The organism is Anaeromassilibacillus sp. Marseille-P3371 (assembly GCF_900169665.1).
Taxonomy (GTDB): Bacteria; Bacillota; Clostridia; order Oscillospirales; family Acutalibacteraceae; genus Anaeromassilibacillus.
The window spans coordinates 1,642,474-1,660,260 of the sequence record NZ_LT835157.1; the positions used below are offsets into that span (position 1 = coordinate 1,642,474).

At 47.2% G+C, this 17,787-nt stretch carries 14 protein-coding genes and 1 other annotated feature; of the genes, 7 read left to right on the top strand and 7 right to left on the bottom strand.

Features of this window, described 5'->3' with window-relative positions:
- Positions 1-77: 77 nt before the first annotated feature.
- Entirely contained in the window at positions 78-1,127 is a 1,050-nt protein-coding gene (locus B9Y59_RS06295) for a threonine aldolase family protein (RefSeq protein WP_242967266.1), read from the bottom strand.
- A gap of 176 nt (positions 1,128-1,303) precedes the next feature.
- On the opposite strand from B9Y59_RS06295, the gene B9Y59_RS06300 reads away from it, so the two are divergent.
- From B9Y59_RS06300 to B9Y59_RS06315, 4 genes are all read left to right on the top strand, one after another.
- Complete coding sequence (locus tag B9Y59_RS06300; protein ID WP_054322998.1) at positions 1,304-1,747, top strand: YaiI/YqxD family protein; 444 nt, start codon at positions 1,304-1,306, stop codon at positions 1,745-1,747.
- 12 nt (positions 1,748-1,759) lie between these two features.
- Positions 1,760-3,148: an MATE family efflux transporter gene (locus tag B9Y59_RS06305; protein ID WP_085532431.1), complete on the top strand. Its 1,389-nt coding sequence runs from the start codon at positions 1,760-1,762 to the stop codon at positions 3,146-3,148.
- Positions 3,149-3,345: 197 nt separating this feature from the next.
- The gene (locus B9Y59_RS06310) at positions 3,346-4,767 is read left to right on the top strand and encodes an NAD(P)/FAD-dependent oxidoreductase (RefSeq protein ID WP_085532433.1); all 1,422 of its coding nucleotides are present in this window, start codon (positions 3,346-3,348) and stop codon (positions 4,765-4,767) included.
- A 79-nt stretch (positions 4,768-4,846) separates the two neighbouring features.
- Positions 4,847-5,860 (top strand): hypothetical protein, encoded by a 1,014-nt coding sequence (locus B9Y59_RS06315; RefSeq protein ID WP_054322996.1) that lies wholly within the window; start codon positions 4,847-4,849, stop codon positions 5,858-5,860.
- Positions 5,861-5,998: 138 nt separating this feature from the next.
- Here the strand turns inward: B9Y59_RS06315 and B9Y59_RS06320 are convergent, their stop codons facing one another.
- A complete protein-coding gene (locus B9Y59_RS06320) occupies positions 5,999-6,829 on the bottom strand; it encodes a MerR family transcriptional regulator (RefSeq protein ID WP_085532436.1) in 831 nt (276 codons plus the stop codon).
- Positions 6,830-6,920: 91 nt separating this feature from the next.
- Between B9Y59_RS06320 and B9Y59_RS06325 the strand changes: the two genes are divergently transcribed.
- Positions 6,921-8,324 carry an MATE family efflux transporter gene (locus tag B9Y59_RS06325; RefSeq protein WP_085532438.1) on the top strand — a complete coding sequence of 468 codons (1,404 nt, stop codon included), beginning with the start codon at positions 6,921-6,923 and terminating at the stop codon, positions 8,322-8,324.
- Positions 8,325-8,394: 70 nt separating this feature from the next.
- On the opposite strand, the gene B9Y59_RS06330 is transcribed toward B9Y59_RS06325, so the two are convergent.
- The 5 genes from B9Y59_RS06330 to B9Y59_RS06350 form a co-directional block, all read right to left on the bottom strand.
- A complete protein-coding gene (locus B9Y59_RS06330) occupies positions 8,395-8,691 on the bottom strand; it encodes a hypothetical protein (RefSeq protein WP_175055197.1) in 297 nt (98 codons plus the stop codon).
- 49 nt (positions 8,692-8,740) lie between these two features.
- Positions 8,741-8,989 carry an IreB family regulatory phosphoprotein gene (locus B9Y59_RS06335; RefSeq protein WP_054322992.1) on the bottom strand — a complete coding sequence of 83 codons (249 nt, stop codon included), beginning with the start codon at positions 8,987-8,989 and terminating at the stop codon, positions 8,741-8,743.
- A gap of 298 nt (positions 8,990-9,287) precedes the next feature.
- Positions 9,288-11,672: a phenylalanine--tRNA ligase subunit beta gene (gene pheT / locus B9Y59_RS06340; protein ID WP_085534539.1), complete on the bottom strand. Its 2,385-nt coding sequence runs from the start codon at positions 11,670-11,672 to the stop codon at positions 9,288-9,290.
- 37 nt (positions 11,673-11,709) lie between these two features.
- Positions 11,710-12,732: a phenylalanine--tRNA ligase subunit alpha gene (gene pheS, locus B9Y59_RS06345; RefSeq protein ID WP_054322991.1), complete on the bottom strand. Its 1,023-nt coding sequence runs from the start codon at positions 12,730-12,732 to the stop codon at positions 11,710-11,712.
- A gap of 69 nt (positions 12,733-12,801) precedes the next feature.
- Positions 12,802-13,037 (bottom strand) — a binding site (T-box leader).
- Positions 13,038-13,097: 60 nt separating this feature from the next.
- Positions 13,098-14,090 carry a LacI family DNA-binding transcriptional regulator gene (locus tag B9Y59_RS06350; RefSeq protein ID WP_054322990.1) on the bottom strand — a complete coding sequence of 331 codons (993 nt, stop codon included), beginning with the start codon at positions 14,088-14,090 and terminating at the stop codon, positions 13,098-13,100.
- Positions 14,091-14,399: 309 nt separating this feature from the next.
- Here B9Y59_RS06350 and malQ point away from each other — a divergent pair, with 309 nt between their 5' ends.
- Positions 14,400-15,896, top strand: coding sequence for a 4-alpha-glucanotransferase (gene malQ / locus B9Y59_RS06355; RefSeq protein ID WP_085534541.1), 1,497 nt, complete (start codon positions 14,400-14,402; stop codon positions 15,894-15,896).
- A 16-nt stretch (positions 15,897-15,912) separates the two neighbouring features.
- On the top strand, positions 15,913-17,787 hold a 1,875-nt coding region (gene glgP / locus B9Y59_RS06360; RefSeq protein WP_085532440.1), incomplete at its 3' end, for a glycogen/starch/alpha-glucan family phosphorylase.

Below are 17,787 nucleotides of genomic sequence, written 5' to 3' on the forward strand. Positions count from 1 at the left end.
AAAAGGATTGATATGCTTTTTGACGCAATCATTTTACCGCGAATCCATCCGAAAAGAAAGAAACAGTTTGTTAACTTTCATAACAATTTTGTTGGATTCTCACTGGCTGTATAGTTGTGCAGATCTTGAATAAATTCCTGAACAATCTCCTCTGGAGTGGCCCACGAAGTTACGAAACGGACTGCTTGGTGACCGGCATCAACACGTCCCCAGGCTTCAAAGGCATAATCCTTAGAAAGCTGCTCCAATAAGGCGTCAGAAAGAATGGGAAATACCTGATTGGTCGGAGAATCAGAAAAGAATCGAAATCCTAAAGCGCGAAATGCTTCACGCAACAGATCTGCCATATGGTTGGCATGTTTGGCGAGTGCGTAGTAGAGACCGTCTTCAAAGAATGCTTCAAACTGTGCCCCAAGGACAAAACCCTTTGCCAACATACCGCCACGCTGTTTCAAGATATAACGAAAATCCGGTTTGAGGGTTTCATTGCAGATGACCAATGCTTCACCCAACAGAGCGCCGTTTTTCGTGCCACCCACATAAAAGGCATCGGTTAATGCGCCGATGTCCTGCATGGTGAGATCACTTGCACACAAGGCGCTTCCCAGACGGGCGCCATCCATGTAGAGGTAAAGACGATTTTCTCGGCAGCACCGATGAAGTGCGTTCAATTCCTCTTTTGAGTAGACCGTTCCGCATTCAGATGAGTTGGAGAGATAAGCCAATTTGGGTTTTACCATGTGCTCATCCGGATGGGCAGCCAATACACGCAGAATTCCCTCCGGCGTCAGTTTACCGTTTACGCCCGGCGTGATGCATACCTTGTGTCCGGTGGCCTCAATAGAACCGCTTTCATGTCCTGCAATATGGCCGGTTTCCGCTGCAATGGCGGCTTCGTGAGGACGCAGGAAGGCGGTTAAGGCGGTCAAATTGACCTGTGTGCCGCCTTCCAGAAAGTGGATGTCCACATCTTTACGGCCAATTTCTTTGCGTAGCAAGTCGGCTGCGCGTTTACAGTGTCCATCGTTTCCATAGGCTGTATTCTGTTTGCTTCCGGCCAGATTTAGGGCCTTTAAAAGCTTTGGATGTGCGCCTTCGCTGTAATCATTTTGAAAACTGTACTTCAATCGGATTCCCGCCTTTTTGTCAAATTCATTGCGACCATTGTCGTATAAAAGATAGTATAACATATTTCTTAGGACAAGAGAAGAGATTGCCCGAAACAGCTTTCCATCCTCTCCCAATTGGTATATAATGAATAGGTGACAAGAATGGGAACAGGAGTGGATCAAAGAAAACGCCTATGAAAATTTTGGTGGATGCGGACGCTTGTCCGGTGAAGGAGATCATTGTAAAGCATGCCAAAACCTGTCGATTGCCCGTTGTAATGCTTTTGGATACCAGCCATATTCTGAACGATGGGTACAGTACCGTCATCACTGTAGATAAGGGACATGACAGTGCAGACCTTCGGTTGGCAAATCTTTTGGAGGCAGGAGACCTGGTAGTGACGCAAGACTTTGGTGTGGCAGCGTTGGCACTGGGAAAGCGTGCAAGAGCGATAAACCAAAACGGGATGATTTATAACGACAGCAATATGGATCAACTTTTGTTCGAACGTCATCTGGGGCAGAAGGTCCGGCGGGCAGGGGGAAGAACGACTGGAGCCAAAAAACGTACACGCCAGGACGATGTGGATTTTGAGAGAGCGTTTGTGCGCCTATTACAAGAAATGGGAAATGAATAAGGGGGATGCTTTTTGGCACAGTCGCAGACAAACCGGTTGGGAGAGGAGCGCGTCGGCAAGTTGTTATTTCAGCTTGCTGTTCCCGCCATTACAGCGCAAATCATCAACGCACTTTATAATATTGTAGATCGAATTTATATAGGACATATTCCAGACATCGGCGCAACAGCTTTGACAGGGGTGGGAATCACATTTCCTATTATCTTGTTGATTGCCGCGTTTAGTTCATTGATTGGTATGGGCGGAGGCCCACGCGCATCGATCAAAATGGGAGAAGGCGATTATGCAGGGGCAGAACGTATTATGGGAAACTGCTTTGCCCTGCTGCTGGGAATTTCGGTTGTATTGACAGCGTTTTTCCTGCTTTTTCAGAGGCCGTTGCTCTTGCTATTCGGCGCTAGTGCGGACTCCTTGCCATACGCCATGCAATACATGACCATTTATGTCAGTGGGACGATCTTTGTTCAGTTGGCTTTGGGGCTGAACAGTTTTATTACAACCCAAGGATTTGCAAAGACCAGTATGTTTACGGTTATAATCGGCGCTGGTCTGAACATTGTATTGGACCCGGTTTTTATTTTTGTGTTTCAAATGGGAGTACAAGGGGCCGCTGTTGCGACGGTTCTGTCACAGGCTATTTCTTCGATTTGGGTTTTATGGTTTCTATTTGGAAAACGTACGATTCTAAAGCTTCGCCCCAAAAATTTTCGTCTTAACCATAAGATTGTCCTTCCGGTTTTGGCGCTAGGGCTTTCTCCATTTATTATGCAGGCAACAGAAAGTGCAGTTAATATCGTTTTAAATTCCTCGTTACAGCGTTATGGCGGCGATACAGCGGTTGGTGCGATGACCATATGTAGCAGTGTTATGCAGGTAGCGTTTATGCCGTTGACGGGTCTGGCGCAGGGCGCACAGCCGATTGTCAGTTTTAATTTTGGAGCTAAACAGAACGACCGTGTAAAGAAGGCATTTCATCTATTGTTCCTATCTTCCATTGCTTTTTCTATGTTGTTCTGGTTGGCGCTCATGCTTTTTCCAAATGCATTTGTCCGCCTGTTTACCCCTGAGATGGATTTGGCATCTTTTACCGCTTGGGCACTGCGTATTTATATGTCAATGTGTTTGGTCCTTGGGGTGCAGTGCTCTTGCCAGCAAACTTTTGTAGCGATTGGGCAGGCAAAGACATCGCTTTTCTTGGCATTGTTGCGCAAGGTATTCTTATTAATTCCCCTCATTCTGTTCCTTCCTCACTTTTTTGCAGACAAAGTATTAGGCGTATTTCTTGCTGAGCCAATTGCGGATTTTTTGGCAGCTACTACGACAGGACTGATCTTTTTTATTCGCTTTCGAAGGTTGTTGGCCAAGAACCAGACAAAATCTACTGCAATTGAATCAATTTGATCGATTTGAGAACTCCACTTGCCACAGGGCCGGTGGAGTTTTTGTATAAGAACATCTGTTATAAAAGAAAAAATCTTTTCACTTTTTGGGGATTTTATAGGAATAATAGTCGAAACACTTGACAGAATGATGAAAACGAGCCTATAATACATTGTTTTGCCCACACATCGTCTGAACAAGAGTGAGGTTGATAAAAAATGTTTGATTATGATTTATTGATTATTGGCGCCGGCCCTGCAGGTATTTTTACTGCGTTAGAGATGAACCGCCTGATGCCGGAAAAAAGGGTTCTGGTTGTCGATTCTGGGAGTAGTATTGACCGCCGGGCCTGTCCGGCGCGCACCAGTGGACAGTGTGCACACTGTAAGACCTGTAGCATTATGAATGGTTGGGCGGGAGCTGGAGCATTTTCGGATGGAAAGCTCTCTCTGTCAGAAGAAGTGGGGGGAAACCTAACAGACTATCTTCCGGTGGAGACGGTGCGCAACCTGATTCATTATGCGGATGAAATGTATCTGCATTTTGGAGCACCGAAAAAAATCTATGGAAAAAGCGACAAGTTTGCAGAAGAGCTTGCTTATGAAGCGCATAAGGAAAATATCCAGTTGATTCCCTGCCCTGTTCGGCATATGGGAACAGAATATTCCTTTGAAGTGCTGCGTGCCATGTATCAATATCTTTCTGCCTGTCCAAATTTCACATTCTGGGAACATACGACAGCGGATACCCTGTTGGTAGAAGGAGAAACGGTTCAGGGAGCCTGGTTGAATATGCCCGATGGAGAGCGCAAGTTAATTCGTGCGCCCTATGTGATTGCCGCCCCGGGGCGCGGGGGAGCAGAGTGGTTACATGGAATTGCACAGCAGAATGGCCTTTCTACTAAGAATAATGCAGTGGACATCGGTGTGCGGGTCGAAGTACCAAATGCAGTCATGGACCGTCTTACAAAGCATCTATACGAAGCGAAACTTGTCTACTACTCGGACACCTTTGAAAACAAGGTGAGAACCTTCTGCATGAACCCTGGAGGGATTGTCAGCGAGGAACACTATGACGGGGAGGATGGTGGAATCGCTGTGGTGAATGGCCATTCATATGCGGATGAAGATAAACGCACCGAAAATACCAATTTTGCGATGTTGGTTTCTACTGAATTTACAGAACCGTTTCACCAGCCGATTGAGTATGGCCGTTATATTGCTCAACTTGGAAATATGCTGACCGGTGGGGGAATTATGGTACAGCGGTTGGGAGATCTGCTCAAAGGGCGCAGAACCGATGCCTCGCGCCTAAAAAAATCAACTACGGTTCCAACTTTAAAGAACGCGGTGCCTGGAGATCTTTCCTTTGTTTTACCGCACCGGCATCTTACCAGCATTGTAGAGGCGCTACAAGCATTTGACAAGCTGGCTCCGGGACTATACTCAAAAAATACGCTGCTGTATGGCGTAGAGGTCAAATTCTATTCTTCTAAGATTGCGGTAAACACCCATTTTGAGACGGAGGTTAAAAATCTATATGCTATTGGCGACGGTGCTGGAATTACTCGCGGGTTAATGCAAGCCTCCGTGAGCGGTGTTGTGGTGGCGCGCGATATAGCATCCAAAGGAAAGGTTTAAAAGATGGATATTTCCTTTTTTCGGACCATACAATAGAAAGTGGAAAAAATACAATATATGGTGGGAAAGGGGAATCTTTATGCAAAGGCAGGCAATTCATTACTTTGTAAATAGCAATAGTTCGCGTGGATATGTCAGTTTTTATGAATCAAATTTTGGAGGATTGGATCGGGTGGTTCCCCTGCATGGTTACCCGCAAAAGCCGCTGCAGGAGCTCTTGGAGGATATTTGCAATTATGCGGCAGAGCAGAAGCAACGGACAGAGCTCATTCACAACTGTTTGGACAATACCTTGGAAGGTGTGATTTTGCCAGACCTTTCTGCCGGTGTAATTCATATTCCATTCTATGCAGAAAACAATGGGCTGAATCTGCTGGAGGACTATAATATTCGTCAGATGCGAGAGGCACTGGGGGAGGCTCATGGGTATTTTGCTGCAGCATTACGCATACACGATGCGTGGGAAAAGGTTTACATCGAAAAAATGGACTTTCAAGCAGCTGATGAACTCGCGAAGAAGACAGAGGATCGTCTGATCGGTGACCGTCATACAGAAAAGAAGGGGCATGCTGTAGACCGCTATTTTGGTGCGGCTACGATCAATGGTTCCTTTGACTATATTGCCAATCTCACACAATGTCTAGGGAAGCGATATTTTATCAAGGGGCGGCCGGGGACAGGCAAATCTACCTTGTTGAAAAGATTGGTAAAAAAAGCCGTGTGTGCAGGTTTTGAAGTAGAAGTATATCATTGTGCGTTTGATCCACAGAGCCTGGATATGTTAGTTGTTCGGGAATTGGACTTCTGTATTTTTGACAGCACCTCACCGCATGAATATTTTCCTTCTCTACCGACAGATGAGATTATTGATGTCTATGAGGTGGCTGTAGAGCCGGGGACGGATGAACAGAATGCCGGCAAATTAACTCAGTTCCGGCATGACTATAAAGAACAGGTGGGAATGGCAACAGAAAAATTACGCTTGGCAAAGGAATCTTACGATCGTGCACAGCAGACCCATCTTTCACGCTTGGATGAGGCTGTCTGTAAAAAGACCATCGAGGAGATTCGCTCAGCTTTATTTCAAAAATAATATTTCGAACATAAAAAGCGATACGCCCTATTGCCAGGGCGTATCGCTTTTTTAATCTGCTTTAGCGAAACGAGAACCCCCGGCAAATGAACTGTACCGAACGAAAAGGACAGTTCATTTGCCGGGGGTTCTGACGATCTAATCGGCAATGGGAATAGAGATCTTTGTAAGAAAATCGCGGCAATCTGGACTGGTGATTTCATCCAATAAGTTGTCCTCGTAGGAATACGGCTGAATCAAAAGTCCATTCTGTCGAATAAACAAGGTTAAGCGCTCATATGCCTCTGTAATCGTATCGTAGTCCCCTTTATGGTAAGCAACAACATAGGTTCCAGCGGTACGGCGATGCGTTGAAAGATGGGAAAGCTCGTGGGGAACCTGTGTGTAAAAAAAATAGGTACAGTCTGTATAATTACAATCTAAAAATGCTTCCCATTTTACCATTGTACCATTTGAGTGGCCTCGAAACAGTTTTTCGTTGTTGCACAGATTCAAATATTCGGTCAGAATGGGCAGATATTCCTGTTCTTCCCAACTCTTCATCGGTTGGCTTAGAACCAACTGTCCTTCTGTTTGTTGTTCCAGAGAAATCTTTTGGAAATCGACCTCTAGCGCATGACGTGTAATGGCGATCTTATTTTTCATCATCTGACGTATCTGTTCCAGATTTTGAAGCGTTTCTTCCAACTCTTCTTTTTGGCGTTCAAATAGACGAATGAACGTATGCGGGCTACGCCCATCTAAGTAGGATTTTATTTCTTGAATCGGGGTTCCCATCTCACGTAGAGTGGCAATCACATGGAATGTCTCCAACTGTGGATAGGTATAGACGCGATATCCGTTTTCTAAGATTCGTTCTGGTTTGAAAATTCCAACGCGATCGTAATAGAGGAGTGTCTGTTTACTTACCCCACAAAGCTTTGCAAATTCTCCGGTCGAAAAGACCCATTCTGTATTTTTTTCCATCATTTTAAAAAATCCTCTTGACTATATAGTTACTATATACTTTATCATAAAGAGTATCGGGTTGCAAATCAATAAGAAAGGAGATGTTTTTCAAATGAATTCATTGGCAAGGGAGTTTCGCTTTTTCTCCTTGCTTCGATTTGCACTGCCCACTATCGTAATGATGCTGGTCCTTTCCTTTTATACCATTGTGGATGGCATTTTTGTTGCGCGGTTTGTGGGTTCAAATGCATTGTCGTCGATTAATATTTCCATGCCGTTAATCAACATCATTGCGGGAATTGGAATTATGTTTGCGACAGGTGGTAGCGCAATTGTAGCAAAGGAGATGGGAGAGGGCAAGGAGGAACATGCACGGAAACATTTTACATTGATTGTTCTGGCTTCCACTTTTGTGGGCGTTCTATTTTTGCTTGTTGGCCTTTTCTTTACAGGCCCAATTGTCCGTGCACTTGGAGCGACAGAGGTGTTGTACGACGATTGTTACGTTTACTCGTATATCTGCCTGCTGTTTGCACCAGCCAACATTATAAAGTGCCTGTTTGATTATTTTATGGTGACAGCGGGCAAGCCGCAGTTGGGATTGTTAAACAGCGTGCTCGGCGGAATCATCAATATTGTTTTAGATTATGTTTTTATTGTACCCATGAATATGGGGGTGGCCGGGGCTGCCATCGCTACAGGCCTGGGACAGTTGTTGCCAGCGGTTATTGGGATTTTTTACTTTTTATTTGGAAAGAATACACTGCATTTTCAAAAGCCAGTATTTGCAGGGAAGATGTTGGCGCACTGTTGCGTCAATGGTGCTTCCGAGATGGTTACCAATTTATCCATGGGGATTACCACTTTCCTGTTTAATATGGCCATGCTGCATTACCTTGGAGAAAATGGTGTTGCCGCCATTACCATCGTCCTCTATGCGCAGTTCCTGATGGTTTCCATTTTTCTGGGCTTTACTTCGGGGGTGGCACCCATCATCAGCTTCCACTATGGGGCGCAGAACTGGAAACAGGAGCACCGGATCATTCGATATTGCTACGTCTTTATTGTCGTTTCCTCGGTGATCATTCTAGTGTTGTCCTATATCTTTGCACCGTTTTTGATGGGAATTTTTTCACCACAGGGTACAGAGGTCTACGAGATCGCTCTGCATGGATTTTATCTCTTTGCAGTGAGTTTCTTGCTAGTGGGGGTCAACATCTTTGCCTCCGGGATGTTTACTGCATTTTCCAACGGCGTGATTTCCGGCTTTCTGTCCCTTCTGCGCACACTGGTCTTTGTAGTACTTGGCATTGTTTTATTGCCATGGATATGGGATCTGGACGGCGTTTGGTTGACCATTCCGGCAGCCGAACTCGGCGCGATTCTTTTCTCTCTGTTCCTGACCTGGAAATACCGCTTCCGGTACGGCTACGGAAGTGGGGCGGAACGTTTCAAGAGGGAAGAACAGGAGAAAGAGTATCCGACTGGAAAGCTGGATAAATCGTACGATTCCTAGTTTTTGATTAAATATAAAGAAAAACCGGATGGAATCCAGAAGCATTCTGGTCCATCCGGCTTTTTTATCTTTATTCTGCCAACGCTCTGGTAAGCCAGGCATCCGCAATATCCATTGCGAGATACAAGCCTTCTTTCTCACTGGTCTTGACAATTTGCTTACGAGCGCGGATATTAGGGTCGGTATACATCAACTGTACCGTCACACGGTCCGCAACGTCCATATCTTGTACTTTTTTCTTGCTCTTAATTTCGAGTTTCACGACGTATTTATCCTTCATGCTGCCGTAATAAATCACATCGCCGCACCGAACAAGCGGTTTTCCCTTATAAGTCGGGAATTTCGGCTGATCCTTCTTTTCACTCATAGCTGCAACCATCCTCTTCGATTCGTATTAATATCATTCGTACGGTGATTTACTCGCCCAGATAGGATTTCAGCAATACCTGAAGCAGTTCATCGCGGTCAATTCTTCGAATCAAACTGCGTGCATTGTTGTGTGTGGTAATGTACGTAGGATCTTCTGATAAGATATAGCCGACTAACTGGCTGATCGGATTATATCCCTTTTCTTTAAGGGCGTCATATACGATCGTAAGAATTTGCTTGATGTCATCCTCGCGATTCTGGCCAAGAGAAAAGGTCATCGTCTTATCGTCAAACATGGAAACACCTCCAATGGTTCATACTTTCATCCTTGCATAAAACAGGGAATTTATGCAACGTGCACCGAAAACACAATGATATTTATAATATATAATACCGCATATAGCCCATGATTTCAAGAATTAATTTATGAACAATTGCTGAATCCTATATACACGATCAGGTTGGCATGTGGAAGGATTGCCGCATAGGAAAAAAACGCAGAAGCGTAAACCGGACAATTTTAACGAAAAAGTAGGGAAAAGGGCCCATGTGTATTTTACACATGGGCCCTTTGACTCTTTTTATCGCTAAGAATTAAGAACGTAAGACTGCACCAGCCTTTTCCAGCTCTGCCATGACTTTTTTCATGACATTGTTGGTCTGTTCGTCCGTTAAAGTACTGTCGCTGGAACGCAGAACAATATTGAAAGCCACGCTTTTTTTGCCCGCCTCAATCTGTGCGCCTTTGTAAACGTCAAACAGCTTAATCTTTTCCAAAAGATTTCCAGCGCCGCGGACAATAGCCCGTTCCAACTCCAGAACCGGGATAGAGTCTTCACACAGAAGGGCCAGGTCGCGCGTAACGGCTGGGAACTTCGGCAAGGGGGTATAGGTCTTGTCTGTTTTTGCATGGGCAAACATGAGGTCCACATCCAATGTAAAACAGTAGATCCGCCCGTCGATATCATAGCTTTCTGCCACTTCTGGGTGAATTTCGCCGATCACACCCAGGCGTTGCCCATCAATGGAGAGCACGGCGCAACGGCCGGGATGGTAGCTGTATTCCTCACTGGAGGCAACAATATCGTAATCCGTAACACAGAGCTTTTCCAAGAGCTGTTCAGCCATGCCCTTGATGGTGAAGAAATCGGCATCGCTGCCATACATGCCTACCACCAGGGTGGATTTCTCCTCCGGAAGCGAATCCTCGGTGGTGGGGATATATTCGCTGGCCAATTCAAAGAGGCATGCAGCCTCATTGCGATTGTTGTAGTTGCGCGAGAGGACTTCCAACATGGACGGCAATGCGACTGTGCGCATGATGCTGGTATCCTCGCCAAGCGGATTAGAAATGACAATGGACTTGCGCAGTGGATCATCTGCGGGCATACGAATTTTGTCGTAATATTTGGGACTGATGAAGGAATACGTCATGATCTCGCTGGCGCCCAGTGCAAACATGGTATTGCTGATCGTGGAAAGGAACTTTTGACGCGGCGTGTATTTTCCCTGTGCACCACCGTCCAAGGAGGTGCCGGGGACCTTATTATAGCCATAGAAGCGTACAATTTCTTCTGCAATATCCGCCTTATGCGCAAGATCGGGCCGGAAGGTGGGAATCAGAATATCTTTGCCGTCAAACTGGCAGTCGAGTTTGGTTAAAATCGCCTTCATTGCGTCTTCAGAAAGATCGGTGTCCAGGAAACGATTGATCCAATCCACGTCCAGATGAATTCTATGGCGCTCGCTGGAGGAGTGGTCATCTACGATGACCCCATCCATCACATCGCCGGCATCAAGAAGCTCGACGAGTTCACAGGCACGCTCAAGTGCCGGCAGGCAATTGTTGGGGTCCAATCCCTTTTCATAACGTGCAGATGCATCGGTACGCATGCCCTGGTCGCGCGCTGTGGTGCGGACAGAAGCACCGTTGAAGCAAGCCGACTCAAAAACGATCGTCGTGGTGTCATCCATGATGCCACTATATTCGCCTCCCATAACGCCTGCAATGGCAATTGGCTTGTGTGCATCTGCAATGACAAGTTGCTTTTCGGTAAGGGTACGGTCAACGCCATCCAGGGTCGTGATCGTCTCACCTGCCTTTGCACGGCGTACACGGATGGTCGCTTCATCCACATAGCGCAGGTCAAACGCGTGCATTGGCTGACCATATTCCAGCATCACGTAATTTGTGATATCGACAATGTTGTTGATGGGGCGAACACCCATTGCCCGCAGACGCTCACGCATCCAGCGGGGAGAAGGTTTTACCCGCACATTTTTGACCACTTTAGCGGAGTAAATATAACACAGGTTCGGTTCTTCCACTTTGACATCCAAAAGCGGAGTGCAGTCACCATGGCCACCTTTTACCACCGGTGTGTGCAGATGCAACTCCTTGCCAAAGGTTGCGGCAGCCTCGCGCGCCAGACCGATCACAGAGAAACAGTCCGGGCGGTTGGAAGTGATTTCAAATTCGACCTTTGTGTCGTCGAAACCGATTGCCTGGCAAACCGGCATCCCGAGGGTATGGTCACAGTCGTCGCCCAATACAAAGATACCGTCCTCAATGGCATTCGGAAAATCGTGCTGTGTCAACCCTAGCTCACCCAGAGAGCAGAGCATACCGTTGCTTTCTACGCCGCGCAGCTTGCCCTTTTTGATTTTTTTCCCGCCCGGCAGGAGAGAGTTGTGCAGTGCCACCGGGACAAAATCCTGTTCCTGTAAATTCTGTGCACCGGTGACAATTTGCAGCGGTTCTCCTGTACCCACGTCAATCTGACAGATCCAAAGGTGATCGGAGTCCGGATGCTTTTCCAGTTTGAGAACCTGACCAACCACGACATTCTCAATTTCGCTGCCTTCTTTTTCCCAGCCTTCTACCTTAGAACCGCTCATTGTGATTGCTTCTGTGAATGCACGCATGGGCATTTCATCGAGCGTTACAAATTCTTTCAGCCATCTCATCGAAAGATTCATCGTCATTTACCACGCTTTCTATATCATCATCTAGTCATCAACCGAACTGCTTGAGGAACCGTACGTCGTTCTCATAGAACAGGCGCAGGTCGTCGATGTTATAACGCCGCATCACGACGCGTTCCAAACCCATTCCCAGGGCGAAACCGCTATAAATCTCCGGATCGATATCGCAATTGGAGAGCACCTTTGGATGCACCATGCCGCAGCCGAGAATTTCAATCCAACCTTCTCCTTTGCAGAGACGGCACCCCTCTCCATGGCAGTTGAAGCACTGCACGTCCACTTCGGCACTCGGTTCCGTGAATGGGAAGTGGTGTGGACGGAAACGGACAACCGAGTCTTCTCCGTACAGACGTTTTACAAAGGTCTCAAGAGTTCCCTTCAGATCTGCAAAGGTAATCCCTTTGTCCACTACGAGGCCCTCGATCTGATGGAAAAGAGGGGAGTGGGTTGCATCCACCGCATCCGAGCGATACACACGTCCGGGAGAGATGATGCGGATCGGCGGCTTTTGTTTTTCCATAACACGCACCTGTACCGGGGAAGTCTGGGTGCGCAGGACGATGTTTTCATTGATATAGAAGGTATCCTGCGTGTCGCGCGCCGGATGGTCCTTTGGAATATTCAACGCTTCAAAATTATAGTAATCGTATTCGACTTCGGGGCCCTCTACAATGTCAAATCCCATACCCACGAAGATTTCCTTAATCTCATCCAGGACAATGGAGAGCGGATGTTTGACGCCCAATGTGCGGTGTTTGCCCGGCAGAGTGACATCGATACGCTCCTCTTCCAGACGCTTCTGAGTCGCTTGCGCCTTTAATTCCGCTGCGCGTTTGGTCAAATCGTCTTCGATAAAGGCACGGACTTTGTTGGCCAATTCACCGATGACGGGACGTTCTTCAGGAGAGAGTTTGCCCATCTGTTTGAGGATAGCAGTTACCTCGCCTTTTTTTCCAAGGTACTTGACGCGCAGGCTCTCCAGTGCTTGAGCATCGCTTGCTTCCGCCAGTTCCTGCGCGGCATTTGCGCGGATTTCCTCCAGCTTCTGCTTCATTGCGTAATCATTCCTTTCAAAACGATAAAGTATTGGGACGATAAACAAAAAGCCTTCGTCCCTCTTCAATAAAGGGACGAAGGCGTAAAACGCTCCGCGGTACCACCCTGATTCACACCGTTTTCGTGCGATGTGCAGCTTTTTGACCGATAACGGGGTCCACCGTCGCGGTCTACCAGAACTCCTTCAACCGCGCCGCTCCAAAGGGAACTTCTCTTTTCTCATGCACAAGCACGCTTACAGCCGGTGGCGCGCCCTCTCTGTCTGCTGGGGGAAAAGCTACTTTCCTTTTTCCTTGCGTTATTTTTTAATATAGCATCTTTTTTGAAAAAATACAAGCTTTTTTGTGGAATTTTCAGCGCTTCTTATTCTGGACATGGCCCGGTCGATTCCCGAATAATCAGCTCTGGGCGCAAAAGAAGCTTGCCAATACTGACCCCTCCGATGAGTTCCTCTAAAAGCATAAACGCGCTTTTACCAAGAGAGACCCGATCTTGCCGGATCGTGGTGAGGGCTGGACACAGATGTTGCGCAATGGGTAAATCGTCAAATCCGGTGACACTGACATCTTCCGGCACACGTTTTCCAAGGCGCTTCAGTTCCGCAATCACCCCGGACGCGATTAAGTCGCTGGCACAGACAATCGCGGTTGCTCCTTGTTCGAGAAAATGGGCGACATGCTGTTTGGCGCAGTCTGCGACGAACCATCCATTTTGTACGAGAGAAGGGTCTACTGTCAGTTTATGGCGTTCCATCGATTCTAGGAAGGCCTCCTGCCGCTCTTGTGTAACCATACTGTTCTTGGCGCCGTTTAGAAGTGCGATACGCTTATGTCCACCAGCTGCCAAAAGGCGGACAGCCAACTCGATTCCCTCGTAGCCATCCGTACCAACACTTCCCACATGCCGGTTTTGGATGATGTTGTCGAAGAGGACTGTCGGAACGCTGGTTTTATGGATCTGTGAGATGTAATCATCATGTAGGGCGAATCCGAGCAAAAAGGCGCCGCTGAAACCATTTTTTAGCATGAAGGAGTCATATTTTTCCTCTACTTGCATATTGAGATTGGTGGGGAGTACTGTGACATCATAGTGACGGCGTGCTGCTGCCAACTTAAATCCGACAATAATCTCATAGCCAAATTGGTCGATGCTGTTGTACTCCATATTTTCAATTAAAATACAGACCTTGTGTGTCCCTTTTCGTTGGACGCGCTTGACAGCATATCCCATCTCCACAGCGGTATCCAGCACCAATTGACGGGTTTCCTCGCTGATGTCCTTGGCTCCATTTAACCCTTTGGAAACTGTACTGGTTGCAATACCGAGTTTTTTTGCAATGTCTTTGATCGTCGCCACGGCATCACCTCCCTGACAAATCAATGATTTCAATAAAAACAGCAGAAAGCCGCATCGTTTCTTTTTGGTATGGTTGGAAAAAACTTCTTTTAGTATATCGTGCCTAAAGCGGGGTTGCAAGAGCTTTTTCCATGGATTGCCGGATGGTGATCTGGTTGCGGAAGAGTATTCAATCCTATATCAAAAAAACAGCTATATTTCACAACAAATTCCCAACGAAGAGATAGTGCATTGGTTGACATTGCCAAGAAGATTTGCTATCATATTTTCTGGCAAGATTTCGAATATTTTCGTGATTTAGGTGATTTTATGCCAAATAAAAGCAAACAATTACCCCGAGGAGCGGGTATTTTATTGCCGGTCAGCAGTTTACCGTCCCCGTATGGGATTGGTACGTTGGGCAAAGCGGCATTTACATTTCTGGATTTCTTAAAGGCGGCGCGGCAAAAGTACTGGCAGGTGCTCCCAGTAGGGCCGACCAGCTTCGGCGATAGTCCCTATCAGTCGTTTTCTGCATTTGCGGGAAATCCATATTTCATTGATTTGGATACACTCTGTGAAGAAGGACTGCTGCAAGAGGAAGAGATCAAGGAGCTTGATTGGGGGAAAGCCCCGGATGATGTGGACTATGCAAAGCTCTACCAATCGCGTTTTCAAGTTCTGCGGTTGGCATTTCAAAGGAGCAAGCACATCGGAACACCGGCCTACGAAGCGTTTTGTGAGGAGCAAGCCCTGTGGCTGGAGGACTATGCCCTTTACATGGCGTTGAAGGACTCGTTCCACGGACAAGAATGGCTTCTCTGGCCCGAGCGGATTCGTATGCGGGATGCGGAAGAGGTGGAAATTTGGTCTGCACTTTTGGAAGAGGAGCGGAATTTTTGGAAATTCTGCCAATTCCAGTTTTATCAGCAGTGGGATCGTGTTCGCGCCTATGCGAAGGCGTGCGGTGTACAGATTATCGGGGACATCCCCATCTACGTCGCATTGGACAGTGCAGACGTATGGGTTCACGGAGAATTATTCCAGCTCGATGCGCAACACAGGCCAACATGTGTAGCAGGTGTTCCCCCGGACGCTTTTTCTGAAACCGGTCAACTCTGGGGAAATCCTCTTTATGATTGGGAGGAGATGGAACATACAGACTTTGCCTGGTGGAAAGCGCGCATGGCCCACTCAGCGCGCCTGTATGATGTCATTCGCATTGACCATTTCATTGGGACGGTACGCTACTATGCCATCCCTTACGGCGCAGAGACAGCCGCACGGGGAGAGTGGCGGCAAGGGCCGGGAATCAAGCTGGTCAAGGCGATCGATTCGGCGGTGGGAACGTCCAAGATTATTGCAGAGGATTTGGGCGCCTTGGTTCCAGAGGTGCGCAAGGTACTGAAGCAGGCGGGGTACCCCAGTATGAAGGTGATGCAGTTTGGCTTTGATTCAGATGCCCAAAACGAGCACCTTCCGCACAATTATTCTCAGAATATGGCTATTTATGGCGGAACGCATGATAATGAGACATTGGTGGGGCATTATGTGGAAAAGAAGGGCAAGGATGCGCGCTATGCGATGCGCTATTTACAGGTCCACCGCCGTAAAGATATTCCAAAGGCAATGATCGTGGCGGGTTATGCGAGTGTGGCCAATACGGTTTTATACCAGATACAGGATCTTCTGTTCCTACCAAACAGTGCCCGGATGAACTTCCCATCTACGCTGGGAGGAAATTGGCGTTGGCGCTTGGTGGAAGGACAGCTGACCGACGAGCTTGCAGATTGGCTCTGCGGATTGGCGGAGATCTATGGAAGATAACCAGGAGGGGAAAGCAATGAACACCTTTAAAAACGATATATGCGAGGCGCTGGAATTGGACTATGGAAAGAACATCCAAGAGGCCAGTACCGTAGAACTGTATGATGCGGTTTCCAAAGCGGTTATGAAGGCGGTTGCCGCTGACTGGAGAAAGCCTTTGAAGGAGAAACGGGCGTGCTATTTTTCTGCCGAATTTTTGGTGGGCCGCTTGATCTACAACAATTTGTTGAACCTAGGATTGCTCGATCAGCTCGCAGAGCTATTCAATGAGAACGGAATCGAGCTTTCGATCTTTGAAGATATTGAGGACGCGGCGTTGGGAAACGGCGGCTTGGGCCGTTTGGCCGCGTGTTTTTTGGATTCAGCCGCAACGCAGAATCTCCCATTGGATGGGTATGGAATCCGCTACAGATACGGCCTGTTTAAGCAGTATTTTGAAAATGGATTCCAGAGGGAAACAGCGGATGACTGGCAGCGGTTTGGCGATCCTTGGTCCATCCGGAAAGAAAGCGAGAAGGTCCGGATCGACTTTAAAAATCAGCGGGTATATGCGGTTCCGTACGATACGCCTATTATTGGATACGGTGGAAAACGAATCAATACACTTCGCCTTTGGCAGTCTGAACCCATCCATGGCTTTGATTTTCAGCTGTTCAATGAACAGAAATATGACCGTGCCGTGCTTGAGCGAGATGAGGCTGAGGCGATCTCGAGCGTTTTGTATCCAAACGATGATACAGACAAGGGGAAGCGTCTGCGCTTAAAACAGCAGTACTTTTTCTCCAGTGCATCCCTTCAAGATCTTCTGCGAAAATACCAGGCAAAGCATGGCGAGGATTTCTCTGCGTTTCCGGAGGAATACGCCATTCAGCTGAATGATACCCATCCGGTGATCTCCATTGCAGAATTGGTACGTCTATTATCAGAGAGAGGGGTCCCCTTTGCACGCGCTCTAAAGATTGTACGGCAGACTTTTGCCTACACCAACCACACCATTATGGCGGAAGCGTTGGAAAAGTGGGATGTACGTCTGTTTAAGTCGGTGATTCCTCAGGTGTATCGTTATGTGGTGCTGATTGACAAGGCTCTACAGAAGGAGCTCGATCATCGAGGAATCCGTGGAGAGGATCAAAAGCCTTATCGCATTTTGGACGGTGGCATGATTCATATGGCCCGGATGGCGATTTTTGCCACGCACTCCACCAATGGCGTGGCGAAAATTCACACGGAAATTCTCAAAAATACTGCTCTTAATGAGTGGTATCGTCTATATCCGGAACGCTTTAACAACAAGACCAATGGAATTACCCAGCGCCGCTGGTTGGCCCTGTGTAACCAGGAACTTTCCGGTTTTATCACGGATAAAATCGGAGGCAGTTGGGTGACAGATCTTTCAAAGTTGAAGGGGTTGGAAGCGTTTTGGGATAATCCGGAGACCTTACAGCAGTTTGCTGAAATTAAGCAGCTGAAAAAGCAGCAGTTGGCTGATTATATAGAAAAACATGAGGGGGTTCGCCTGGACCCGCGTTTTCTCTTTGATATTCAGGCGAAACGTCTTCATGAGTATAAGCGGCAGCTGTTGAATGCATTTTCCATTCTCGACATCTATTTTGGCCTTAAGGATGGAAGAATTTCGAATTTTTATCCAACGGTTTTTCTGTTCGGGGCAAAGGCTGCTCCGGGATATTACCGTGCAAAAGGGGTAATTAAATATATCCATGAGATTGCGAAACTGGTCAACCACGATGAAGAGACAAAGGATCGGCTCCAAGTCTTGTTTGTGGCCAATTACAATGTCTCCTATGCAGAAAAATTAGTTCCAGCTGCGGATGTTTCGGAACAGATTTCAACGGCTGGGACCGAGGCCTCCGGTACTGGGAATATGAAGTTT